The sequence below is a fragment of the Vibrio sp. Vb0304 genome (assembly GCF_033338995.1).
Taxonomy (GTDB): Bacteria; Pseudomonadota; Gammaproteobacteria; order Enterobacterales; family Vibrionaceae; genus Vibrio; species Vibrio alginolyticus.
On record NZ_JAWOTT010000030.1, the window covers coordinates 26,057 to 48,038 of the forward strand.

Sequence of the window (21,982 nt, forward strand, 5' to 3'; positions counted from 1 at the left end):
AGAGATCAACATGGAGTTACGGAATAAATCGGGGGAAGTTGCAAATATTGCTGATAACCTCACTTTGAAGGAAATCACAGAAATGGGCTACACCGTAGATTTATGCGATGAAGCATTTGCTCCTGGAGAGCATTGGAAAGCGGAAGGTAAAACGCAAGGTATGGGCGAGTATCCAGAGGAGTAAACGTCCTGACGAGCCAGCGCACAAAAGCGTTCCACAAACAGAAAAACCGAGCGACTTAACGCTCGGTTTTTTACTTTTGAACTTCTTGAATAAACAAGCTCATCTCTTCTAGATAATTGCCGTTTGAGCATCCCCAGTCGGTGACCTCAATCAACTCAGTAACTAACTGTCCAGACTCATCATCTTGCACTCTCTGCACAAACGCTTCAAAATGTTCCAGTTGCGCCTGACTCTTAACGCCATGCACGGCATATTCTACAAGCAAGCCGTTGTACGTCTGCCAGCGCTGATCGCCCGCAACATCATTGCTTAAAATCACAGAACACTTTTGTTGAATGCTTTCAACCGCATCATTTCTTGGTGGCGCGACTGTGGAACATCCAACTAAAATCGTACCTACCGCCAATAACGTAACTTTTGTCTTATTTATCATATCGTTTCCAACTGTATCGCCACGATATGGAAATCTTATTACACCTGATAAGGATCATCGATAGCGCACCGCAGATTAATTACTTAATAAACTGTAAACTCCATACCAGTCTTAACACTGCAAGCTCATAACTCCTATTAACTCACCCAAATGTAAACAAATAGTAAAATCACCTTTACGCGATGCAAAATCGACAAATGAGATTAGCGTTCCTTTCTCGCGACCAAGCGTGCAATAATCAACTGTCTACATAACGAAACCATTTGAAGGATCAAAATGACCGCAACGGATTACCTCAACGACCTCAATCAACGTTACCTTGCGATTCACCGCACCAAAGAAGATTTCTTTTGGGAAACTTACATGGGGATCAGCGATGACCATGATGGCTCGACGCAAGCACAAACGGCATGGACAAGCTTTTTAAGCAACGCCGAGCAAATTACTGACATCAAACAACAGATTGAAGCCGCGGACTCAATTACCGACCCACAAGAGAAACAACAAACCATTACGGGTCTATCTGGTTGGCTGGCGATGTTTGAATCTCACGCTATCGAGGGCGAAAAAGCACAAGCGTTGAAAAATCAGCTCATTGCCTTTGAAGCTGAGCTCTTCGAGAAAAAACAGAACCACGTACAAACATTTACCGATGAGAACGGCGAGCAAGTAGAAGGTTCACTTCCAGTATTAAGCTCAACCATTCGCACCAGCAATCATGAAGAAGTTCGCCAATCGGCTCATCAAGCGTTGCTGAACCTTGAACAATGGCTACTGCAAAACGGCTTTATTGAACTGATCAAACTGCGCAACCAGTTCGCTCGCTCACTCGGTTATGCGACTTTCTTTGATTACTCCGTGCAAAAAACGGAAAAGATGAGCTCTGAACAGCTATTCGAGATTTTGGAAGATTTCGAACAACGCACGCGAGATGCGCATCTAAACAGCTTAGAAAACTTGGCGAAAGAGAAAGGCGCAAGCGCACTAGCAGGCTACAACTTTGTTTACTCATTCGCGGGTGACGTTATGCGTGACCTTGACCCATACGTGCCGTTCTCAAAATCTCTGAGACGCTGGGTAGAATCATTTGGTCGCCTAAATATTGATTACTCTGGTGCGACGCTAACGCTGGATTTACTAGATCGCAAAGGTAAGTACCCGAATGGGTTCTGCCACGGCCCTATTCCTTCTTTCTATAATCAAGGCGAGTGGGTCGCAGCGCAGGTGAACTTCACCAGTAATGCCAAACCAGACCAAGTGGGCAGCGGCTACGATGGCATTAACACGCTGTTCCACGAAGGCGGCCACGCAGCACACTTTGCGAACGTAAAAATGAACGCGCCTTGTTTCTCGCAGGAGTTTGCGCCGACGTCAATGGCTTATGCAGAAACTCAGTCGATGTTCTGTGATAGCCTGTTAACCGATGCCGATTGGCTAAAACAGTACGCACTGGATGATGAAGGGAATTCTGTGCCTGATGAGATTATTCAAGCAATGATCAACAGCCGTCAGCCATTCAAAGCTTATGAAGAACGTAGCATCTTGGTTGTGCCATATTTTGAGCGCGCGTTGTATCAATTGAGCGATGACGAGTTAACGCCAGAGCGCATCACTAAGCTCGCTCGCGATTGTGAAAAACAGATCCTTGGTTTGGAATGCAGCCCTCGCCCACTGATGGCGATTCCACATTTGCTATCCGACGAAGCGGCTTGTGCGTATCAAGGTTATCTACTCGCGCACATGGCGGTGTATCAGACCCGTGCATACTTCCTTGAGAAGTTTGGTTACCTGACGGATAACCCAGAAATTGGCCCACTGCTGGCAAAACACTACTGGCACGCAGGCAATCACTTGTCGCACAACGAAACCATTGTCAGCCTGACTGGCGAAGGCTTCAATGCCAAATACCTTGCAGACGTGTGTAACCTGTCGCCAGAACAGGCATGGGAAGTGCAGCAGAAGAAAATCGACTCACTTGCGACGCGAGAGCGAGCATCAGTCGCTTCACTGAACGCCGCGATTAAAGTCGTCGACGGCAGTAAAGAGCTGGCAAGCAACGCCATCTCTGACGAACAAATGTGTGACGATTTTGAACGTTACATCGTAGAGGCTTACGGTCGATAACACGCAGAAAGCCAGGAGCTCGCCTTCTGGCTTTTTATTCTTTAGCTAATGCAATAAGAAGGAAGATCCATGTACCAAGAAGTCATCAAATTTTGGTTCGAGGAGCTATCGCCCCAAAATTGGTTTGAAAACAACCCAGAACTGGACAAGTGTATTGCATCGCGATTTGCCTCGGTATTAGAACAAGCCGCTCGTTGTGAACTGTTTAATTGGCGTAACAGCGCACAAGGACGATTGGCCGAAATCATCGTCCTCGACCAGTTTTCACGTAATGTGTATCGCAACACCCCAAAAGCGTTTGCACAAGACCCACTCGCATTAGCATTGGCTCAAGAGGCAATTCGGTTAGGTTACGACAAAGAATTAGCGCCTGAGCAGCTAAGCTTTTTGTACATGCCGTTTATGCACAGCGAATCTCGCCTCATTCATGTCCAAGCTGAAAAATTGTTTCGCGCATCAGGGCTTGAAAATAACTACGATTTTGAGCTAAAACACAAAGCCATCATCGACCAGTTTGGGCGCTATCCTCATCGCAATGCGATATTGGGAAGAAAGAGCACTCCCGAAGAGTTAGCGTTTTTGCAACAACCTGGGTCAAGTTTCTAAATAACAATGAATAATGAGTTAACCATGAGAGACCACGCAATATGTTGGCCATGCTTGCTAAAACTAGACGGCGACGATGAGCTGATCTATACGCATTCCCAGTCCGACTTAGACTCTGAATGCGAAGCCCTCATTTTTGGGCAAGATGATTACGTTATTGACTCAAATGGCAACACGTTCGAATTGAAAAACAATGGTTCGAACACCACTCTTTTACACCCAAAAGAACGAACGCTGTCCGTAGAAGAGGTTACGTCATTAATCCAATCGCATGAATTCAGCCTCGCGCAACGGTGCATTATCAAGATTCATTTCACCTCGGTGAGGCAAGCTGTTGAGGCCTTAGCTCACTAACTCAATCCCAACACGCATAGCATTAAATAAAATTATCATTTTTATAATTTATGATAATTTCATGTAATCAACATCACGCCATATACTCTCCCACATCGAAACAAGACAACGTTCAAACACACATGTTGGGAGCAAACAAATGAAAATGAATCATGTCGGTATTATGGTCGGAGATATGGACAAAGCGGTTGAGTTTTACACGCAAGCGCTAGGTCTAAAAGTCGTTATGGGCAACACGAAAGTGATTGAAGAACGCGAAACGGCAATTGGCAGAATGTGTATTGCGGTCTTTGGGGAAGGCTTTAAAGGCTTCAACATTGCGCACCTTGTGACAAGTGATGGCATCGGCCTTGAGTTATTCGAAATGAAAGAGCGTCAAGAGCGCCATGAAGTGGATTTTTCTCGCATCGGTATCTTCCATTTCTGTTTGCAGACAGACGATTTTGAAGGTGCTATCAAACGCACCGAAGCACTAGGTGGCAAAGTTCGCATGGACATCATGCGTTACCACCCAGAAGACGATAATAAGCCTGCGAAAATGGTTTACCTAGAAGACCCATTCGGCAACCTATTCGAGCTTTACTCACACACTTACGAAGAAACTTACGCTTCTGATTACGAGTAATAGCCCCATCCATATTCCAAAAGGCTAGCAATACGCTAGCCTTTTTTTGTTTGCTTTGAGTTGCAGTGTTTCTGCACTCGCTCTAGCAAAAAAACATCTGGAATTTGATCATTTCTCTCACCACTTTTAAGGTCACTTTATACTTACCTCAACACAATGCAAAAAGGAGTGAAGTATGCCCACCAAAAATCCAATCGCCATCAAAGCGCTTGATCATGTTGTTTTAAGGACCTGTAACCTCGATGCTATGTTGCATTTCTATCGAGACATTTTGGGCTGCCCTGTCGAACGCGAAGTAACGGAACTTGGTTTAACTCAACTTAGGGCAGGTAACGCATTGATTGATGTGGTGACGGTAGACAGCGAATTAGGCCAACTCGGCGGTAAGCCACCAGTTCAAAATGGTCGTAATATTGACCATTTTTGCCTGCAATTGGCGCCTTTTTCCGAGGATGAATTACTGGAATATCTGCGTTCGAACGGCATTGAAACCGAAGAGTTTGCGAAACGCTACGGAGCACAAGGATTCGGTCGCTCACTCTATATTCATGATCCGGAAGGAAATGTCGTCGAGTTAAAACCTCAAGTGATTGATGAGTAAGCGAGTAAAAACCTTGTTATATTCTGAAAATAACAAGGTTAACTTCTAAAATAATTATTGAAGTAAGAACATATTATTAAGTCAAAATTCTAGCTGGCTCACCTGTTTCTTTTTCTCGCCACCATTGTTTATTTATCTGTTTTTTATGAACGTAAAAACTCTCCCCCGGCATTGGCGTCAGCAGCGTTATATGTTCTTTTTGACAATGGGCAAGCAAATCTAAAATCGGTTCGTCCCAGCGGTGAGTAAACAGCTCGTATGTAGCCCAATGTACTGGCAGCAGTTTTTTCGCATTTAAATCGCGAAACGCTTGCACGGTATGGTGAGCCTGCATGTGCCCCCAGTTTTCGACCGGATAACCTTGGCCTTTCACATCGGCAGCCACTTCCAAACAAGCAATGTCGATTGACCCACATCGCTTTGCGATCTCGGAAAAGTGCGAATCGTAAGCTGAATCGCCACTAAAATAGAGCGTCTCTTCTTTACCTTTGATGACCCAAGAAGCCCACAAGGTCGAGTTTTTATCGAAATAAGTACGACCAGAATTATGGTTAGCGGGCGTACAAATCAGTTCGATTCCGGCATAGTGCACGCTATCCCACCAATCGAATTCCACGATGTTGTCTGCGCAAACGCCCCACTTTATCAGATGCTTGCCAACCCCTAAGGGCACATAAAACGTCACGGATTTATCAGCGTAGAAACGTATGGTCGATGCTTCTAAGTGGTCGTAATGATCGTGCGAAATCACGATCATTTCAGGAATCGGCAAACAATCTCTGGCATGGGTATTGGGAATATTGCGTTCAAACCACGCTTTTGCGATGAACGGAGAAGCGTAATCAAATACCGGATCAGTCAGAATTCGAATGCCATCGACCTCCACCAGCATGGTGGAATGGCCCAGCCAAGTAACGCGCATCGATTCACTTCTCTGCGCAAACTGCGTAGGTTGAATTGGGAAATGTGGCAGATGTTCGTTAGGACTCAATGGCGTTCTACCACCAAGATAGCTCCAACACACCTGCCAGAATGATTGCGGGCTAGGGATATTTGGCATCTCGTTTTTAACGCGGCCGTTTTCAAATTGAGGCGAGTGGTGAACACGGTGCGCCAACTGCGCATGGTAGGTTTGAGGGGAAATCAGTGAACTTGGCTTTTGTGTCTTTTGTTCACTCGTTAGGTATGTGCGCTTAAGTATCGTTTCAGACATATCGTAGTTTTGTCTCGCTTGCGAACGCTCAACAGTAGGTTTATTAAAACGTGCGTGTATGTCTATTTCGTGACCAAAATGAGGTGTAAGATGAAGATTCAGTTTCAATCAAACGTTTTCTATATTAAGGAAGCGGTTCTCAAACCTTCTGAATACTGCGTCGGTTTGAAAGGAGAAAGCTATGGTGACTTGCAGCCAATACGATTTTATTGAAATCGCCTGTATGTTTAAGCTCCCTATCGAGATCACACTAAAAAATGGTGAAACTCATCAGGGCAACGCGTTCGACACAGGCTACGACATGCAGCGACAAGAGTGCTTGTTTTTAGATATGGATGGTGAGCACACCGCCTTCCCGACTGAACAATTAGTCGCAATGCGCGCGCTCAAAACCAATCCGCATTTTGACGAAGTGACATTTGAGTAAACGTCCTTCTTTCACTGGCACTGTCCAATAAAAAACGCCTCTCAAGCTGACACAACTTGAGAGGCGTTCTCTTACACTATTCACCGGAACTTCATGTTATTCACGCGACCGAATGAAAACCAGCATCGGCATCATGATCACGAACATCACTCCCACAAGCTGGAAGGTGTGCACAAACGCGACCATTTGCGATTGCTGCTGCAACATCTGTTGGTATTGGTCTAACGCAACCGGGTCGGTAATAGAAAGCCCCTGATTGGCCGCCCAGTCATGCAAGTTAGGATTATAAGGATTAATACCCTCTCCCAGCGCATGCCATTGCTGCTGACTATCACGATATTGGAACGTGGTTGCGATAGAGATACCAAACGAACTACCAATGGTACGGAACAGATTGTAAATACTCGCCGCCGCAACAGATTGCTCTTTCGGAATCGTTAAATACGCCAAGGTGGATAGCGTCGAGAAAGTTAAACCAAGCCCCATCCCCTGAATCATACTCGGCATCACAATCCAAAATGTATCGATCTGCAGTGAGTACTGCGTCATCAAATAGCTACCAATCCCGATGCAGCTCAAGCCAAAGACTATTTTGATTCTGGGATCGAATTGCGGATTGAGCTTAATCACCAAAATCAACATCGCCGCTGACGCCAACCCACGAGGTGCCATTAATAAGCCAGTGGTTGAGACCGGATAATCCAGCAAGCTTTCCAACAGCATTGGTTGTTGAGTCGTCAGACCAAACATCGCCATCGACACCACGGCAATCATCAATGACGAGACCATAAGGTTTCGGTCTTTCAGTAGCCACAATGGCGCTATTGGACTTTTGGTTTTCCAACTGCGATATATCCACATCACCAATCCCATGACTGCGAGCAATATCGCCGTCTGAATCATACGTGAGTCGAGCCAGTCGTCTTCATTCCCTTTATCCAACACAAACTGCAACGCGCCCACACCTAACGCCATGTAACCGATGATCCACCAGTCAAAGTTAGGTTTGGATTTGCTGTCGATATGGATATAGCGATAAATCAAAGAGGTACAGATCAAACCGAATGGCAAGTTGATGTAAAAAATCCAGCGCCAGTTAATGTTGTCGGTGATCACACCACCCACAACTGGGCCCAAAATAGGACCAAGCAAAATGCCGATGGAGAAAATCGCCATCGCTTTGCCTTTTTGCTCATACGGATAAATCTGCACTAACGTCGACTGCGCCAATGGAATCACCGACGCGCCGAAAGCGCCTTGGATAATGCGAAATAGCACCATCTCTTCAAGAGACTGTGCTTGCCCACAAAGCGCACTGGCAATCACAAAACCGATCACAGCAACCAACATGACTTTGCGTTCACCAAAACGCGACACCCAGAAACTGGTCATCGGAATGAAGATCGCTTCCGCCATGCTGTAACCCGTCAACACCCACGTAATTTGGTCTGCCGTTGCGCCCAACGCGCCCATCATGTGCGATAGCGACACGTTCGCAACGGTCATATCGATTAACACCATGATGGCAGAAAGCATCACGGCGACGGTGGCAATCCCCCGTTTGTCTGCCGTAATTTGATGGCTCATTGCACGCTACTTTGCAAATCAATGGTGACTTCTGAGCTCGCACCCACGCGAAGTTGCGGCGCATCGGCCGGTACTTCTAATGCCAAACGTACAGGGAAACGCTGTTTGATTTTAACCCAGTTACCCGTTGCGTTTTCTGGTGGCATCAAGGAGAACGATGTACCACTCGCAGGCGATAGTTGTTCTACCGTTGCTTTCCACACCACGTCTGGGTACATATCAATCACCACATCCGCATGCATGCCAGGTTTAATATGAGTAAGATCGGTTTCTTTAAAGTTCGCGCGTACCCAATAGCTGTCTTTTAAAATCACAGGGAACAACGTTTGACCCACGCTAACGACCGAGCCTACGTGCGTATTGATCTCACCGGCAATGCCATCCACTGGTGACGTAATGTCGGTGTAGCTCAAGTTCAGCTCTGCTTGCGCTAACTGTGCTCCCGCTTGTTGAACAACCGCAGCCTCTGCGCCTTCTTCACCACGGTTCGCAATGGCTTTTTCTACCGTCGCGCGCGCTTGCTCCAGGCTCGCTTGGGCATTGGCTAGTTTGTTTTTTGCCGTATCTAAATCTTGGTTCGACGCCAGTTTGCGTTTCACCAAGGAATCCGTACGTTTGTACTCCACTTGCGCTTCTATCAGGTTAGAGCGCGCCGCATCTAAGCCCGCAACAGCTTCAGTTACCTGCTTATCGGCAACGTCATGTTGCTGGACCGCCAATTGGTATGCCGCTTTTGCTTGCTTCACTGCCAACAAATATGGGCGTGAATCTATCTTCAGCAGTAGGTCACCTTTGTTAACAGATTGGAAGTCTTTGACATCCGCGGAAACCACTTGGCCTTTTACCTGAGGCGCTACCGACAAAATTTTTGCCCTAACGTAGGCATCTTCCGTGCTTGGATGACTGTCAGAATACTGCCAAGACCAATACATCGCACTAAATGCAATAACACAGAGAGTGAAGAAAAGAGTTTTTACCAGCTTAGATCTGGCGGAAGAATGCTTCGCGATGTCGTCGCTCATTTATATTGTCCACTTGTTCAATTATGTGATCAGTGTAGGACTTTTCGATCTTCGGACAATAAAATGATCTGCAAGGTAAAGATCCAATTTTGCATGTTGCTAAGTTGAGTAAATGATGTGCAATCAAAACGAGGATAAAAAAGAGGGGCAGTCCCCGTAACCGCCCCCAAAGTCATGCCAATAATAGTAATGTGCGTGTAACTACTGGTTTTTCTTAGAACTTGTAACCGCCGCTGATCATAAATACCCAAGGGTTAATTTTGACGTCGGTTTTTTGCTTCTCTCCACCTGCTTTGTAAGTTGCTTCTGTTTCAATGTTTGCGTACCACGCAGCAGCGTTGAGGAACCATTGATCGTTGATCATGTAGTCCACACCAATATTCGCTGCTAGACCGAATGAATCATCCAACTTAAGATCTGAAAGACCAGCGCCTTTACCCGTGCTATTGAAGCCCTCATCAAAGAACATGGTGTAGTTGAGACCTGCACCCACGTATGGACGGAACTTACTTTGTGGCTCGCCAAAGTAGTACTGCACCATAAGCGTTGGTGGAAGGTGTTTGGTGTCCGCGATATCACCAAGACCTAACAAGTCTGTTGAAATATCGTGGCTGAATGGTGTTGCTGCTAGAAGCTCTAAACTGATGTTGTCTGTAAACATGTAGCCAAACGTCAAACCAAGCTGCGTATTTGAGTCAACTTCTAACTCTTCTTGAGAACCAAGAATCTTATCACTGCTGTCATTTGGAACGACAGACGCCGCACCAACACGAAGAACGAAGTCACCTTGTTTATGAGCGAAAACACTTGGTGACACGAGTGCAGCAACCACTGCTAGACTGCAGATTGTTTTTTTCATTTTTATTTCCTTTCGTAGGGCTTCGTTATGTCGTACCCAAAGGGGTGCCTGCTAACTGATCTGAGATTTCAAGTAAACTCAGCGCCTTGAAGCACACGGGTATCTATATCTTTTTGAGCTGTGCGCAATCTAGCACATAGAAACCCTACTATTTTGATGGAAATCAATTTGTGAAAAATATAGGTTTTTTGTATGGAGAAACGCCATATTGATCAACAAATTATGCAAATAGGATACAATTCTGTAATGCAAACTGTGCGTGTGAGTTGCCATGCATACCCATAAATGCGAATCCTCTCGTTAAGGCTCGTAGCCAGCAAAAACTTTTTTCGTCCTCTACGTCTTCTATTTTCAAAAAACAACCCACTTAAAAAGCTCGTTTGACCCCTTAAAATCGCGATTTGAGGGGTTTGTAAAACACTGAAATACAAGAAGTTATTTTTCTGGAAAATCAGTCACTTGGAGTGCTAGTCTGCTCGCAACTAAGGAGAAGACATGTTAAAAACCGATCTCATTTTTGAACGAGAAAACTTTTCTCATCACGATTTTCAGAATGCTACCTTTAAAAACTGCCACTTTTATATGTGCTGTTTCGACCATGCCGATCTGCGCGATGCTAAGTTCATCGACTGTCGCTTTATCGAATCCAAAGCGCTAGAAGGGTGTAGTTTTCGCTTCGCGAACTTAAAAGACGCTAGCTTTACGAACTGCATGTTGGCGATGAGCCTGTTTAACGGCGCAAATTGTATGGGCTTGGAGCTACGTAAGTGCGATCTCAAAGGGGCAAACTTCCAAGGTGCGAACTTTGCTAATCGCGTCAGTAACACCATGTTTTTCTGTTCTGCTTTTATTACTGGCTGCAACCTCACCTACTGTAACTTCGAGCGAGTGTTACTAGAAAAATGTGACCTCTTTGAAAACCGTTGGAACGGTGCGAACCTCGCAGGGGCAACTCTCAAAGGCTCGGATTTATCTCGCTGCGAATTCTCGCCAGAACAATGGGGAACCTTTAACGTTGAGCAGTGTGATCTGACTCATGTCGAACTAGACGGGCTGGATGTTCGCCGCGTTTCTCTGTTTGGTGTTAAAATTTGTGATTGGCAACAAGAGCAATTGCTTGCGCCTTTTGGACTGATCATTCTCTAAGGAAAGGCCATGAACCTGTTTAAAGACTTACCGAATAACCTCGACGAGGAAGTGTTCGAAGACCTGCTGACCCACAAAAACCTGCGTATAGAACGCATTCTCTCAACGGGGCAAACCTCTCCCGAAAGTGGCTGGTACGATCAAGAAGAACATGAATGGGTCTTGGTTCTTAAAGGAGCAGGTGAGCTGACTTTTGAATCAGGTGTCGTGCAACGACTTGAGGCAGGCGAGCACGTTACGATTCCCGCTCATACCAAACACAAAGTGAGCTGGACTGACCCAACGCAAGAAACCATCTGGTTGGCGGTGTTTTATCAATAAATACAAAACGATCTTAAACCAAAAAATAGGCGCTGAATTTGCTCGATACTACTAAGCCGTCACTGGCACTGTTTGATTTTGATGGCACCATCACCCGAGAGGATATGTTTAGCCTTTTCCTCCACTATTCTGCTTATGGCCTGCGCAAACGAGTAGGAAAGGTCGCTATCATGCCATTTTATGCGCTGTACAAACTCGGAGTGTTACCCGCTCGTGTTATGCGTCCACTCAGCAGTTTTATTGCATTTTCAGGGAAAGAAACGCAGCAAATTGAAGCGATTGGCGCTCAGTTTGCCCATGAAGTGATCCCGCTGTACTTGAGGCCAGAAGCGATGGAAAGGTTGGCGTGGCATCAACACAGAGGCGATACCATTGTGGTAGTGTCGGCATCACTCAATGCGTATCTCAAGCCTTGGTGTGAAGCGAACGGTTACCACTTGTTGTGCAGTGAACTGATCTCAGAACAGCCAAAACTGAGTGGCTTTTACCAACAAGGTGATTGCAGTTTAGAAAGAAAAGTCTCGCGCGTTAGGGCCACGTTTTCGCTCGACGAATTTGCGTCTGTTTATGCCTACGGTGATACACACGAAGACATTCCGATGCTCAAACTGGCAGACTACGCGATGCTCAACTGGAGCGAGTGGAGAGCAAGCGAATAACGATATGTGCTCTGATTTTCAAGACAACCACTCGACCAAAGTGGTCGTTTTAGGCTAAAAAACAAACCCTTCTCACATGAGAAGGGTTTTATTGTTCAGGGCCCGAATAAATGGCTTAACGCCATACACCCCATTGGCCTGTTGTGCCTGGTTCCTCACCAGACGTCCACCACTGGGCAGTCCATTCTTTGCCGTTGTGCGTCACCACATCACCTTGGTTGTATACGGCCGTCTTGTCCCACAAGTTGGTTGGTTCAACTGGTGGCGTTACATCCGCTTTGATCAGTGACAACGCATAACTGAAGTCTGCACTTGGCGCTAATACTTGGTTCGCATTCACGTTGTTACTATCGAACATGTAGTGGCTCATCTCTTGATGCCAAATGCCCACATACCAATCGCCCGTTTGCTGCGCGTTAAATTGATCTGCTATTTCTGCCGCCCAAGTCGCCGTATTGTTCGCACTGATTGGTAGTGAAATATCGACAATTTCATTGCCTGTCGCATTAAACGTACGGAAACGGATGGTGTCACCCGCTTCTACTGGTCCGAAACCTTGCTGAACAAAGTAGCCTAGAGATGTCAGATTATTGCCCGGTTCGGTTGGATCAACAGGGTCAGTCGGTGGCGTCGTGCCTGTTCCGTTTAACGTAATGTCACTACAGTTGTAGAAACCTTCCCCAGCGACATCAATACGCTGCCAACGAGTGTAAAGTACCGCATCGCCCGAACGATCAGCAGGGAAAGTCACCTGAATACGGTAGCGTTTTTCCGCATCAACATACACATCACCTGCGGTGTCGATCAGCTCTAAATCACTCCAAGTAAGAGGTTTTGAATCATCATAAGTTGGCTTGGTGAGATAGAATTCCCAGTACGATGGGTTGTGCGGCGCTTTGCCGTAAAACACCAATTCAATCTGGTTATTTGCATCTGGCGTAACATTGGTGCGCTGCCAGTTTGGAGAAGGAATGTTCAAGCCTTTCTTAGCTGTATCGCCAGCAGAACATAGCTCACCGTCGCGAACCACGGCTTTCACATGCTCCATATCTCGGTAATTTGGTACGTTTGCTGCAATTTCGCTACGCTGCACAAACGGATACGCGCCAGATTCATCAAAAGCCGCTTTACACGCTTGGTTAGGGATCTCGTTGGTCCAAAAGCCACCGTCTAAATAACACGTATTTTGACGCGCACTTGGAAATTCTACCCAGCCGTGGGCGTTGACGTTAAATGAGCTCAATGCGGCAACAGCGCTTAAGCTCAAAAGAGGAAGTGTTACATGTGATTTCATCGTTCATCCTTAATTTTGCTGACTCGCCGCTCTGAAACACAAGCGGTTTAAGCAAAACTAGCAGGATGGGATTATTTAGAAGGTGAGAATAAATATGGAAATTGTAAGAGTGCCATCTGCTTTCCAGCATTTGTTGTGAACCATTCTCATACTCGACTGACTCTTTCGAGTCACTTCAAATTCGTGTGCCACAAAAACTGTCACTCTCGTTTGGCTAGCGCTCGTCTTTTGGTGTGTCCATCACCACCATGGTTGTGATCGACTTGACGTGTTCGCACTCACCCAACACATCAGCGTGAAACGCTTTATAAGCGGCGAGATCTTGCGTTTCCACACGCAGCAAATATTCGTTCGCGCCAGTGATGTTGTGACATTCCACCACCTCGTTTACAAAACGCACATGCTCTTCGAAACCCAACTGCGCCTGCTTAGAGTGCGAGGCCAAACCAATCGACACATAAGCAACAAAACCCACGCCAAGTTGCTGATTATCCAGTACTGCTCGGTAGCCTTTGATAACGCCTTTACGCTCTAAATCTTGCACTCGGCGTAAGGTTGCAGACGGAGATAAACCAACGCGTTCCGACAGCTCCACATTGGAGATTCTTCCGTCTCGTTTGAGCACTTGCAATATTCTTTCGTCAAATCTATCCATGATGATGTTTCATTGCTTATTTAGTTTCTAATCATCAAATAAAAGCACAATATTGACCTCAGTTCTACTTATAGTTGTTCTCAACTTATCGAGAACTGATTCAAGGAACAATCTATGGAATATCATCAACTGGGCGCTTTGGCGTTGTTCGCTTTTGTCTCCACTTTTACGCCGGGTCCCAATAACATTATGTTGATGACCTCAGGGGCAAATGTCGGCTTTAAACGCACTATCCCACACATGTTGGGCATTACCTTCGGCTTTGGTGCCATGCTAATTTTGGTGGGTATTGGCTTGATGAGCCTGTTCCATGCCTACCCGCTAACCCACTCGATTTTAAAAGTATTGAGCTTGAGTTATTTGCTGTACTTGACGTACAAAATCGCCACCAGCGACAAAACAGAAGCAAAACACGATTTTCGCCCGATGTCTTTTTTAGGGGCTGTTGCATTCCAATGGGTGAACCCAAAAGGTTGGTCGATGGCGTTGACGGCCATTACGGTATACACCAGTGGCGGTTCTTGGCTCGAACTGACTTTTATTGCCGGTATCTTCTGTTTAGCTAACTTGCCATCGGTGACATTTTGGACGGCGGCAGGTATGCAATTGCAGCGTTGGTTGACCACCGATAAACGCGTTAAGGGGTTCAACTACAGTATGGCTGCGCTGTTGCTTTTGTCTACGATTCCAATGATATAAGTCCATTTATGGTTAAAAAACGACTCACTTTACGTGGTTAGAGAAAGGATAGAGGTAATATTTTTCTTGAGGCTTTGGCGTTAATTCACAGTGTAAATTTGTTTAAAGACGCTACCCTCTTGTTAGGGAACTTGATAATCTTTAAATGAGAAAGAGAATAATTATCGAGTAAAGTAACAATGAAAAAGAAGCCTCAACCTAAAACGCTTGTTGTCACAGACACAGAAACCATCACTCCAAACATGCAGCGCATTACCTTGCAAGGTGAGGCGCTGAGCCACTTTCCTCGTGACTGCGAAGGCAGTTACATCAAATTACTGTTTAACGATATGGGCGGCGCGGATCTGAGCATCCTGTCAGAAGACGACCGACCAATCATGCGCACCTACACTATTCGACGCTTTCATCCAGAAACCAGTTCAATCGAAGTGGATTTCGTCCGACACGTAACGCAAAATCTGCAATGCGGATTTGCAGCGCGTTGGGCAATGGCCGCGCAAAAAGGCGACACGATCAGCATTGTTGGGCCAGGTAGCATCTCCAACTTAAATACTGAGGCGGATTGGTTCTTCATGGCTGCCGATATGACAGCACTTCCAGCACTTTCTGCGAAAATTCGTACGCTGCCAGAAGAGGCCAAAGGCTACGCTGTGATCAGCGTGATGTCTCCAGCCGACATTCAACCCCTAAACACGCCAGCCGGTATGGAGTTGATTTGGCTAACCGAACAGCAAACCTTGGCTGATAGCGTTCGCGAACTCGAGTGGTTAGATGGTAACGCTTCGGTATGGTGTGCGTGTGAGTTCGATTCAATGCGTGCGCTGCGCCAATATTTCCGCAACGAAAAAGAAGTCGATCGCGAGAATATCTACATCAGCAGCTATTGGAAGCAAGGCGTGTCTGAAGATGGGCACAAAGTGATTAAACGTGAAGACGCGGAATCCAACCAATAGTGATTCATGTCTTTTCGATTCCAGCTCTCATCCTAATAAAAACGCCCGGCATCACCGGGTGTTTTAGCAACTTCAGTTGTATTAAAGTTCATGAAAACTCTAATCCGCTAGTTCCTGCGCTAAAAAGTCGATCAACAACCTCACTTTGGGCGATAAATTTCGGCTTTGTGGATACAGTGCCCAAATGCCTTCACGGTCGTCTCGGTAATCGGTCAGTACCTCGACTAGCTCACCGTTATCTAGAGCTTCTTGAACGTAATAGTCCGGCAACTGCACTAAACCCAAACCACGTTTGGCGGCGCCCATTAGCGCAAAACCACTATTGCATTTAATTCTCCCCGATACGCGCAAAGACTTATCGCGTTTATTTTCCTTAAAATGCCAATAATCGACCGAACCAACTAGGCACTGATGTCGAGCCAGTTCGGATAATGTGTGAGGCTCGCCAAATCGCTCCAAATACATAGGGCTAGCACACACGTAATTTTGACGCGACGAAAGACGCTTTGCGATCATGCTGGAATCTTGCAGGCGGCCAAGACGAATCGCCACGTCTACCCCTTGCTCTATCAAATCCAGTTTTTGATTGGTCAGAACTAAATCGAGGTCCACACGCGGGTACTTCTCCAAAAACTGATGCAAGAGCGGCGCGAGGTTCATTTCCCCATAGGTCACAGGCGCTGTCACACGCAGCAAACCTCGCGGTTCGGTCTGCATTTGCGTTACGGCAAGCTCGGCCAGTTCTAGCCCTTCGACCAAATGTTTGCACTGCTGATAATAAAGCTGTCCAGCTTCAGACAGAGAAACTTTTCGCGTCGTGCGATGCAGTAACTTGACCGCAAGACGCTCTTCAAGTGCCGATACGCGGCGACTGATTTGTGCCACTGACGTTTTCAGTTTAGCCGCGGCAGCTGTAAAGCTGTTAGTTTCCGCTACGGCAACAAACTCGCTGACTCCTTCCCAATTCGCCATGCTGTATTCCTGTCGACCTCTTCTAGACAAATAGTGATTACATTGTTCTCGTCGCGCTACGCTTTGAAAACTGGAAAACTTTACGCGTCAGGTAACGGACGAAGATCGTCGTATTGCGCATCAAGCTCAATGCCAAAATATTCTTTCAACGCATCCAGGTAGGTTTGACCTGGCTCTAGCTCTATTTCTGTTAGCTCTTCATGATTGGTGCATCTGAGTGTGTAGTTAAGCAGCGTCACCAACCCACTTTCTGTCGCTCTAGCAGCGACTCTTGCGCTAGTAAAACGCGAATTAGGCGAAGTCGAGGTAAAGAAGTTGCTACATGCAATGTCACCAGCACACACGAACTCTAGGTCAAAGCTGTATAGATTGTTCCACACGTCCGTTCCATCGGTTGAAAGCACTTGGAGGAAATAACCAAACTGAGCATCTTTGACAAAACGGAAGGTTTGTAAATCCGTCTGAATCACTTGGTCAAGGATAAATGGCAATGGCGCTCGAGGGGTATTGGAGCCAAAACCCACATCGACAATCCATGTTTGTTCCTCTAACGTCACTAACGTGATTTGATGACTACGACCTGTTGGTGTACCAGACACATGTACACGCCCTAGCAAACTTCGCGCTTCAAACCCAAGAGTGTTGAGCACATCAAGCATTAAACCATTTAATTCAAAGCAGTAACCACCGCGAGAGTGGTACACGGTTTTTTGAATAATATCTTCAATCTCAACAGAAACGCCTCGCTGCAATGCGATGTCAAAATTCTCAAACGGCAGGCAACGATGCTGCGCCACGTGAACTCTGTGCAATGACTCCAAATCGGCGGGCAATTCACTAGGCAAGCCTAGCTTGGTTAAATAGGCACTCAGATCCGTCTTATTCATAATGACTCTTACTTAGCTGATGGTTTGACTGTTTTCTACTTTAGCCCCTCTATCTAACTTCAGGTCAATCACCTTTTCCATTTCCCTTCCGCTTTAAGGAGGCATAGCACTCTTTTTACATGCTCACCTTATCATTATTACGCATATGTAAAAATCATTTTCAAAATGGACGGATTATCATTTTTACTGAAACACCTAAAATGAGCACCAACAAAACGACGCAGCGCGGTAAGCAAACCTTAACTACGCTTATTACGTCACTCCATATACTGAAAATATAAAGGAAACATCCAATGTCGCTTGAAATCAAACCTGGTCAAACTCACATAAAATCAAAAGCAATGGTCGCTTGGGCTGCAGGTGAGCCGCTTAAAATGGAAGAAGTTGATGTACAACTTCCAAAAGCCGGCGAAGTGCTAGTACGCATCGTAGCAACTGGTGTTTGTCACACTGACGCATTCACACTATCAGGTGACGATCCAGAAGGTATCTTCCCTTCAATCCTTGGTCACGAAGGTGGCGGCATCGTTGAAATGGTTGGCGAAGGCGTAACAAGCGTTGAAGTTGGCGACCACGTTATCCCACTTTACACTGCTGAATGTGGTGAGTGTAAGTTCTGTAAATCTGGCAAAACGAACCTATGTCAGGCCGTTCGTGAAACGCAAGGTAAAGGCCTAATGCCAGATGGCACAAGCCGATTCTCTATCAACGGCGAAACTATCTTCCACTACATGGGTTGTTCTACTTTCTCTGAGTACACGGTTCTTCCAGAAATCTCACTAGCGAAAGTAAACAAAGAAGCACCACTTGAAGAAGTTTGTCTTCTAGGTTGTGGCGTAACCACTGGTATGGGTGCGGTATTAAACACAGCTAAAGTTGAAAAAGGCGACACAGTGGCAATCTTTGGTCTAGGCGGTATCGGTCTTTCTGCAATCATCGGTGCTCGCATGGCTGGTGCCAGCCGCATCATCGGTGTAGACATCAACGAAAGCAAATTCGACCTAGCGAAACAACTTGGTGCAACTGATTGCATCAACCCACAAAAATTCGACAAGCCAATTCAAGAAGTGATTGTTGAAATGACAGACGGTGGTGTTGACTACTCATTCGAATGTATCGGTAACGTAAACGTGATGCGCCAAGCACTTGAGTGCTGTCACAAAGGTTGGGGTGAGTCAGTCATCATTGGTGTTGCTGGTGCAGGTCAAGAGATCTCAACTCGTCCATTCCAACTGGTAACTGGTCGTGTATGGCGTGGCAGCGCTTTCGGTGGCGTTAAAGGTCGCTCTGAGCTTCCAGAAATCGTAAACCGTTACATGGCTGGTGAATTCGGCTTACAGGAGTTCATTACCCACACAATGGGATTAGCAGACGTCAACAAAGCGTTTGATCTGATGCATGAAGGTAAGAGCATCCGAACAGTTATCCATATGGATCAATAATGCTGCCTCAGGCTCTCCTTTTGGGGAGCCTGAATTCCTTCTGCTAATTAGAGAGTTTATTCATGACCATTGAAAATGTAAGCCAAGCCAAAGTGTTTGGCGGTTGGCACAAGCAATATACACACGAATCCAATGCCCTAAACTGCACCATGCGCTTCGCGATATTCTTGCCACCTAACGCAACGAAATCAAATCCCGTACCCGCGCTATACTGGCTCTCTGGTTTAACGTGTACCGATGAGAACTTTATGCAGAAAGCGGGCGCATTTCGTATGGCGGCCGAGCTTGGCATTGCGATCATTGCACCAGACACAAGTCCGAGAGGCGAAGGTATCGCTGACGACGAAAGCTATGACCTAGGAAAAGGAGCTGGCTTTTACCTTAATGCGACGCAAGCACCTTGGTCACTGCATTACTGTATGTACGACTATGTGACTGAGGAGTTGCCTGCGATCATCGAAAGTAACTTCCCAGTCTCTGACGTGAAGTCAATTTCCGGTCACAGTATGGGCGGCCACGGAGCGCTCACCATTGGTCTGAAAAATTCAGAACAGTACCGTTCTATTTCAGCGTTCAGTCCAATCAGTAACCCAATGCAATGCCCTTGGGGACAAAAAGCCTTTACTGCTTACTTAGGCAAGGAGCTTGAAAGCTGGAAGCAATACGATGCAAGTGAACTTCTAAAACAACAACAATCACCATTACCAATTTTGGTTGATCAAGGTGATGCTGATGGCTTCTTAAATGAGCAGCTTAGACCGGAAGCGCTGATTGCTGCGGCAAAAATACACGATTCAAACCTAACCTTGAGAATGCAACCTGGCTATGACCATAGCTATTACTTCATCTCAAGCTTTATTGAAGAGCACCTCAACTTCCATGCAAAATATTTGTTTGCATAGTTAATTTAAGTAAGCTCATGAAATAAAAAATAAAGTCACCAAAACTAGGTGACTTTATTTTCTTTACGTACTAACAAATACATATCTGAATATCTATGATTTAAATATGTAAAATAATGTAACTTAAGAGCAAATTCGACATCCATTTCTCGCCTTATTAAATTCTCATTTCCGACACAGTATCTTTATTAAAAATGACACAAAGTTGCACTAAAAACCAATTAAATACCGCGAAATCATTACGAAACTCTACCATCATCCCAATACTCTGAGCTTTTAATTAAGAAGCAACTTAATAACCTTGACGTGACGTAAACCGACAGTTATTTTTGAAACATAACGTATTATAAAATCTCATCCGGTTGGCTCTATAATTATAAATAAATTACCGCTAGCACCTTTGTCCTAGCTAAGAAAAAAGAATAAAACTCAAAAGGGCATATGATGAAAAAGATAGTCGCGCTAGGTCTGTTTTTTGTTGCGCCATTCTTGTCTGCAAATACGATCGTATTTAGTAGTAGCCAGCAGCCTAGTGTCATACTGGAACTGGAAGAGATCCAAGCTTTACCTACCACTAGCTACACGATGACATTGCCTTGGCTTCCTGCTTCGTCAGAGTTTTTAGGCGTTAAACTCAGCACGCTTCTTACACACGTCTACGGAAAGGTACCAGAGCAGGTTGATATCAGCAGCTTAAACGACTATCACTCGACATTGTCCCGACAAGATATTCTTCGATATCAACCAATACTGGCTTATCAACAAGATCAGAATTACATAAAAGTCAGGAATAAAGGCCCTTTCTGGGTGATATATCCAATCAATCTCTATCCAGAGCTAAACTACAATAAATATCATGCGCAAATGGTATGGCAAGTAAATGAAATAAAAGAAAAATAATAAGAATGAAGTTATCAGAACCCTATTCTAAGAAACAAAGAATATTGCAATATTCTACCACCAGCAAAATGCTGCTGGTGGTGTTTGCCGTTTCTTTGCTCCTCGCGAATGTCGTGCTTTTACAGCAAACACGTTCACTCTCACAAAATTTTAATAACGAACAAAAACAAGCGACTTGGTTTTTATTCCAACTCTCCAAAGAACTATCAGAACTTGTCGGCGAGGCCAGACGGTTAGATGAAAACGTATTGAATATTGATGGTGCAGAGCTTCAATACGAGTTAGCGTGGAGTCGCTTTGACTTATTGACCAGTAGCACGAAAGCCAATAAGTTCTTTTCTCGGAACAACATGCACCTTTACTTCATTAATCTTTTTGAAGAGTTCAAAGAGCTAGAAAAACAACTAGTAGAAGCTAGAACAGGTGACAGCCAAGCTGCTGCTGCATTTTATCGTTCAACTCAAACACTATATTTAGGCTTAATAGACTTCGTTAATCAAAACTTCCGTCTAAGCAGTAAAGCTTATGAAGCACAAAAAGGTCAAACCCAGCGCTTAATGCAAGCACAATATATGTTGTTTGCGACGTTCGTTTTGTCGATTATCTCTCTAACTTATTTCTTTTATCGTGAATCCCATTTTCATAGAAAATTGGCGCTAAGCGACCCTTTGACGAACCTAGGGAACCGCAATGCACTATTCATAACCCTAAACAAATTTACTCAAGAAAAAAGGCCCTTTTCTCTCTGGATTCTAGATTTAAATGGTTTTAAAGAAGTCAACGACACACACGGACACCAAGTTGGCGACACTGTACTGCGGGAAATCGCTAGGCGGCTTAATTCTATGGCACTCAATGATTTTACTGTTTATCGCATGGGAGGAGATGAGTTCGCGGTTATCCTTGAAGGTGAATATCTCAATGAAGAGAACGTACGTGAGCAGATAAATACCGTCTTTGATGCACAAATATTAAACTCCGATAAAGTCTCAACACTTTCAACAAGCATGGGCTTAGCGCAATACCCTAAAGACAGTGACAATGTTGACTTTCTTATCAGCATAGCGGATAAGCGCATGTACAAAATGAAATTTCAACGTTAAACGGTATATATGAT

Annotated in this window: 25 protein-coding genes; 16 read left to right on the forward strand and 9 right to left on the reverse strand. The window is 45.3% G+C overall.

Annotated elements, in window-relative coordinates; all coding sequences use genetic code 11:
- The first annotated feature begins 10 nt into the window (after window positions 1–10).
- Window positions 11–184 (forward strand): hypothetical protein, encoded by a 174-nt coding sequence (locus R7P35_RS21635; RefSeq protein ID WP_005374332.1) that lies wholly within the window; start codon window positions 11–13, stop codon window positions 182–184.
- A 70-nt stretch (window positions 185–254) separates the two neighbouring features.
- On the opposite strand, the gene R7P35_RS21640 is transcribed toward R7P35_RS21635, so the two are convergent.
- Entirely contained in the window at window positions 255–617 is a 363-nt protein-coding gene (locus tag R7P35_RS21640) for a hypothetical protein (RefSeq protein ID WP_054575251.1), read from the reverse strand.
- 276 nt (window positions 618–893) lie between these two features.
- Between R7P35_RS21640 and R7P35_RS21645 the strand changes: the two genes are divergently transcribed.
- The 5 genes from R7P35_RS21645 (at window position 894) to R7P35_RS21665 (ending at window position 4,927) form a co-directional block, all read left to right on the forward strand.
- Window positions 894–2,741 (forward strand): M3 family metallopeptidase, encoded by a 1,848-nt coding sequence (locus tag R7P35_RS21645; protein WP_213904682.1) that lies wholly within the window; start codon window positions 894–896, stop codon window positions 2,739–2,741.
- 69 nt (window positions 2,742–2,810) lie between these two features.
- Complete coding sequence (locus R7P35_RS21650) at window positions 2,811–3,347, forward strand: DUF924 family protein (RefSeq protein WP_017821016.1); 537 nt, start codon at window positions 2,811–2,813, stop codon at window positions 3,345–3,347.
- A 24-nt stretch (window positions 3,348–3,371) separates the two neighbouring features.
- The gene (locus tag R7P35_RS21655) at window positions 3,372–3,701 is read left to right on the forward strand and encodes a DUF4144 domain-containing protein (RefSeq protein WP_213904681.1); all 330 of its coding nucleotides are present in this window, start codon (window positions 3,372–3,374) and stop codon (window positions 3,699–3,701) included.
- Window positions 3,702–3,840: 139 nt separating this feature from the next.
- Window positions 3,841–4,326: a VOC family protein gene (locus R7P35_RS21660; protein ID WP_005374344.1), complete on the forward strand. Its 486-nt coding sequence runs from the start codon at window positions 3,841–3,843 to the stop codon at window positions 4,324–4,326.
- Window positions 4,327–4,501: 175 nt separating this feature from the next.
- Window positions 4,502–4,927 carry a VOC family protein gene (locus tag R7P35_RS21665; protein ID WP_017821017.1) on the forward strand — a complete coding sequence of 142 codons (426 nt, stop codon included), beginning with the start codon at window positions 4,502–4,504 and terminating at the stop codon, window positions 4,925–4,927.
- Window positions 4,928–5,003: 76 nt separating this feature from the next.
- Here R7P35_RS21665 and R7P35_RS21670 read toward each other — a convergent pair whose 3' ends face one another.
- Window positions 5,004–6,140, reverse strand: a complete 1,137-nt coding sequence (locus R7P35_RS21670; RefSeq protein WP_213904702.1) for an MBL fold metallo-hydrolase — start codon at window positions 6,138–6,140, stop codon at window positions 5,004–5,006.
- Between the two features lie 181 nt (window positions 6,141–6,321).
- On the opposite strand from R7P35_RS21670, the gene R7P35_RS21675 reads away from it, so the two are divergent.
- On the forward strand, window positions 6,322–6,567 hold the full coding sequence (locus tag R7P35_RS21675) for a Rho-binding antiterminator (RefSeq protein WP_005374351.1): 246 nt from the start codon (window positions 6,322–6,324) through the stop codon (window positions 6,565–6,567).
- Window positions 6,568–6,663: 96 nt separating this feature from the next.
- On the opposite strand, the gene R7P35_RS21680 is transcribed toward R7P35_RS21675, so the two are convergent.
- The 3 genes from R7P35_RS21680 to ompW all read right to left on the reverse strand — a co-directional run bounded on the left by R7P35_RS21680 (window position 6,664) and on the right by ompW (window position 10,035).
- Complete coding sequence (locus R7P35_RS21680; RefSeq protein ID WP_213904679.1) at window positions 6,664–8,154, reverse strand: MDR family MFS transporter; 1,491 nt, start codon at window positions 8,152–8,154, stop codon at window positions 6,664–6,666.
- Window positions 8,151–9,176, reverse strand: a complete 1,026-nt coding sequence (locus R7P35_RS21685) for an HlyD family secretion protein (RefSeq protein WP_005374355.1) — start codon at window positions 9,174–9,176, stop codon at window positions 8,151–8,153. Before R7P35_RS21685 ends, R7P35_RS21680 begins: the two co-directional genes overlap by 4 nt.
- Window positions 9,177–9,390: 214 nt before the next feature.
- A complete protein-coding gene (gene ompW, locus R7P35_RS21690; RefSeq protein WP_005374357.1) occupies window positions 9,391–10,035 on the reverse strand; it encodes an outer membrane protein OmpW in 645 nt (214 codons plus the stop codon).
- Between the two features lie 495 nt (window positions 10,036–10,530).
- Between ompW and R7P35_RS21695 the strand changes: the two genes are divergently transcribed.
- The 3 genes from R7P35_RS21695 to R7P35_RS21705 are packed head-to-tail and all read left to right on the forward strand — an operon-like array spanning window position 10,531 to window position 12,161.
- Window positions 10,531–11,181, forward strand: a complete 651-nt coding sequence (locus R7P35_RS21695) for a Qnr family pentapeptide repeat protein (protein ID WP_005374358.1) — start codon at window positions 10,531–10,533, stop codon at window positions 11,179–11,181.
- Window positions 11,182–11,190: 9 nt separating this feature from the next.
- Window positions 11,191–11,502, forward strand: coding sequence for a cupin domain-containing protein (locus R7P35_RS21700; RefSeq protein WP_213904678.1), 312 nt, complete (start codon window positions 11,191–11,193; stop codon window positions 11,500–11,502).
- Between the two features lie 38 nt (window positions 11,503–11,540).
- A complete protein-coding gene (locus tag R7P35_RS21705; RefSeq protein ID WP_025768754.1) occupies window positions 11,541–12,161 on the forward strand; it encodes an HAD-IB family hydrolase in 621 nt (206 codons plus the stop codon).
- Between the two features lie 115 nt (window positions 12,162–12,276).
- Here R7P35_RS21705 and R7P35_RS21710 read toward each other — a convergent pair whose 3' ends face one another.
- The gene (locus R7P35_RS21710; protein ID WP_017633838.1) at window positions 12,277–13,455 is read right to left on the reverse strand and encodes a lytic polysaccharide monooxygenase; all 1,179 of its coding nucleotides are present in this window, start codon (window positions 13,453–13,455) and stop codon (window positions 12,277–12,279) included.
- A gap of 214 nt (window positions 13,456–13,669) precedes the next feature.
- Window positions 13,670–14,110: an Lrp/AsnC family transcriptional regulator gene (locus tag R7P35_RS21715; protein ID WP_005482841.1), complete on the reverse strand. Its 441-nt coding sequence runs from the start codon at window positions 14,108–14,110 to the stop codon at window positions 13,670–13,672.
- 114 nt (window positions 14,111–14,224) lie between these two features.
- Here R7P35_RS21715 and R7P35_RS21720 point away from each other — a divergent pair, with 114 nt between their 5' ends.
- Window positions 14,225–14,809, forward strand: coding sequence for a LysE family translocator (locus R7P35_RS21720; protein ID WP_005482872.1), 585 nt, complete (start codon window positions 14,225–14,227; stop codon window positions 14,807–14,809).
- 179 nt (window positions 14,810–14,988) lie between these two features.
- Window positions 14,989–15,762, forward strand: a complete 774-nt coding sequence (locus tag R7P35_RS21725) for a siderophore-interacting protein (protein WP_025768753.1) — start codon at window positions 14,989–14,991, stop codon at window positions 15,760–15,762.
- Between the two features lie 99 nt (window positions 15,763–15,861).
- Here R7P35_RS21725 and R7P35_RS21730 read toward each other — a convergent pair whose 3' ends face one another.
- Window positions 15,862–16,734, reverse strand: coding sequence for a LysR family transcriptional regulator (locus tag R7P35_RS21730; RefSeq protein WP_017633836.1), 873 nt, complete (start codon window positions 16,732–16,734; stop codon window positions 15,862–15,864).
- Window positions 16,735–16,814: 80 nt separating this feature from the next.
- Window positions 16,815–17,621 (reverse strand): arylamine N-acetyltransferase family protein, encoded by an 807-nt coding sequence (locus R7P35_RS21735; protein WP_005383272.1) that lies wholly within the window; start codon window positions 17,619–17,621, stop codon window positions 16,815–16,817.
- A 293-nt stretch (window positions 17,622–17,914) separates the two neighbouring features.
- Between R7P35_RS21735 and R7P35_RS21740 the strand changes: the two genes are divergently transcribed.
- The 4 genes from R7P35_RS21740 (at window position 17,915) to R7P35_RS21755 (ending at window position 21,968) form a co-directional block, all read left to right on the forward strand.
- Window positions 17,915–19,063: an S-(hydroxymethyl)glutathione dehydrogenase/class III alcohol dehydrogenase gene (locus R7P35_RS21740; protein WP_017821027.1), complete on the forward strand. Its 1,149-nt coding sequence runs from the start codon at window positions 17,915–17,917 to the stop codon at window positions 19,061–19,063.
- Between the two features lie 62 nt (window positions 19,064–19,125).
- The gene (gene fghA / locus R7P35_RS21745; protein WP_005374382.1) at window positions 19,126–19,965 is read left to right on the forward strand and encodes an S-formylglutathione hydrolase; all 840 of its coding nucleotides are present in this window, start codon (window positions 19,126–19,128) and stop codon (window positions 19,963–19,965) included.
- 444 nt (window positions 19,966–20,409) lie between these two features.
- Window positions 20,410–20,865 (forward strand): oxidoreductase, encoded by a 456-nt coding sequence (locus tag R7P35_RS21750; protein ID WP_193837827.1) that lies wholly within the window; start codon window positions 20,410–20,412, stop codon window positions 20,863–20,865.
- 5 nt (window positions 20,866–20,870) lie between these two features.
- Window positions 20,871–21,968 (forward strand): GGDEF domain-containing protein, encoded by a 1,098-nt coding sequence (locus tag R7P35_RS21755; protein ID WP_054576500.1) that lies wholly within the window; start codon window positions 20,871–20,873, stop codon window positions 21,966–21,968.
- Window positions 21,969–21,982: the final 14 nt, after the last annotated feature.

What these genes read in the sequence shown, in the direction of transcription:
- R7P35_RS21635 (WP_005374332.1), top strand. Translation starts at nt 11, where the DNA reads ATGGAGTTACGGAATAAATCGGGGGAAGTTGCAAATATTGCTGATAAC.
- R7P35_RS21640 (WP_054575251.1), bottom strand. Translation starts at nt 617, where the DNA reads ATGATAAATAAGACAAAAGTTACGTTATTGGCGGTAGGTACGATTTTA.
- R7P35_RS21645 (WP_213904682.1), top strand. Translation starts at nt 894, where the DNA reads ATGACCGCAACGGATTACCTCAACGACCTCAATCAACGTTACCTTGCG.
- R7P35_RS21650 (WP_017821016.1), top strand. Translation starts at nt 2,811, where the DNA reads ATGTACCAAGAAGTCATCAAATTTTGGTTCGAGGAGCTATCGCCCCAA.
- R7P35_RS21655 (WP_213904681.1), top strand. Translation starts at nt 3,372, where the DNA reads ATGAGAGACCACGCAATATGTTGGCCATGCTTGCTAAAACTAGACGGC.
- R7P35_RS21660 (WP_005374344.1), top strand. Translation starts at nt 3,841, where the DNA reads ATGAAAATGAATCATGTCGGTATTATGGTCGGAGATATGGACAAAGCG.
- R7P35_RS21665 (WP_017821017.1), top strand. Translation starts at nt 4,502, where the DNA reads ATGCCCACCAAAAATCCAATCGCCATCAAAGCGCTTGATCATGTTGTT.
- R7P35_RS21670 (WP_213904702.1), bottom strand. Translation starts at nt 6,140, where the DNA reads ATGTCTGAAACGATACTTAAGCGCACATACCTAACGAGTGAACAAAAG.
- R7P35_RS21675 (WP_005374351.1), top strand. Translation starts at nt 6,322, where the DNA reads ATGGTGACTTGCAGCCAATACGATTTTATTGAAATCGCCTGTATGTTT.
- R7P35_RS21680 (WP_213904679.1), bottom strand. Translation starts at nt 8,154, where the DNA reads ATGAGCCATCAAATTACGGCAGACAAACGGGGGATTGCCACCGTCGCC.
- R7P35_RS21685 (WP_005374355.1), bottom strand. Translation starts at nt 9,176, where the DNA reads ATGAGCGACGACATCGCGAAGCATTCTTCCGCCAGATCTAAGCTGGTA.
- ompW (WP_005374357.1), bottom strand. Translation starts at nt 10,035, where the DNA reads ATGAAAAAAACAATCTGCAGTCTAGCAGTGGTTGCTGCACTCGTGTCA.
- R7P35_RS21695 (WP_005374358.1), top strand. Translation starts at nt 10,531, where the DNA reads ATGTTAAAAACCGATCTCATTTTTGAACGAGAAAACTTTTCTCATCAC.
- R7P35_RS21700 (WP_213904678.1), top strand. Translation starts at nt 11,191, where the DNA reads ATGAACCTGTTTAAAGACTTACCGAATAACCTCGACGAGGAAGTGTTC.
- R7P35_RS21710 (WP_017633838.1), bottom strand. Translation starts at nt 13,455, where the DNA reads ATGAAATCACATGTAACACTTCCTCTTTTGAGCTTAAGCGCTGTTGCC.
- R7P35_RS21715 (WP_005482841.1), bottom strand. Translation starts at nt 14,110, where the DNA reads ATGGATAGATTTGACGAAAGAATATTGCAAGTGCTCAAACGAGACGGA.
- R7P35_RS21720 (WP_005482872.1), top strand. Translation starts at nt 14,225, where the DNA reads ATGGAATATCATCAACTGGGCGCTTTGGCGTTGTTCGCTTTTGTCTCC.
- R7P35_RS21725 (WP_025768753.1), top strand. Translation starts at nt 14,989, where the DNA reads ATGAAAAAGAAGCCTCAACCTAAAACGCTTGTTGTCACAGACACAGAA.
- R7P35_RS21730 (WP_017633836.1), bottom strand. Translation starts at nt 16,734, where the DNA reads ATGGCGAATTGGGAAGGAGTCAGCGAGTTTGTTGCCGTAGCGGAAACT.
- R7P35_RS21735 (WP_005383272.1), bottom strand. Translation starts at nt 17,621, where the DNA reads ATGAATAAGACGGATCTGAGTGCCTATTTAACCAAGCTAGGCTTGCCT.
- R7P35_RS21740 (WP_017821027.1), top strand. Translation starts at nt 17,915, where the DNA reads ATGTCGCTTGAAATCAAACCTGGTCAAACTCACATAAAATCAAAAGCA.
- fghA (WP_005374382.1), top strand. Translation starts at nt 19,126, where the DNA reads ATGACCATTGAAAATGTAAGCCAAGCCAAAGTGTTTGGCGGTTGGCAC.
- R7P35_RS21750 (WP_193837827.1), top strand. Translation starts at nt 20,410, where the DNA reads ATGAAAAAGATAGTCGCGCTAGGTCTGTTTTTTGTTGCGCCATTCTTG.
- R7P35_RS21755 (WP_054576500.1), top strand. Translation starts at nt 20,871, where the DNA reads ATGAAGTTATCAGAACCCTATTCTAAGAAACAAAGAATATTGCAATAT.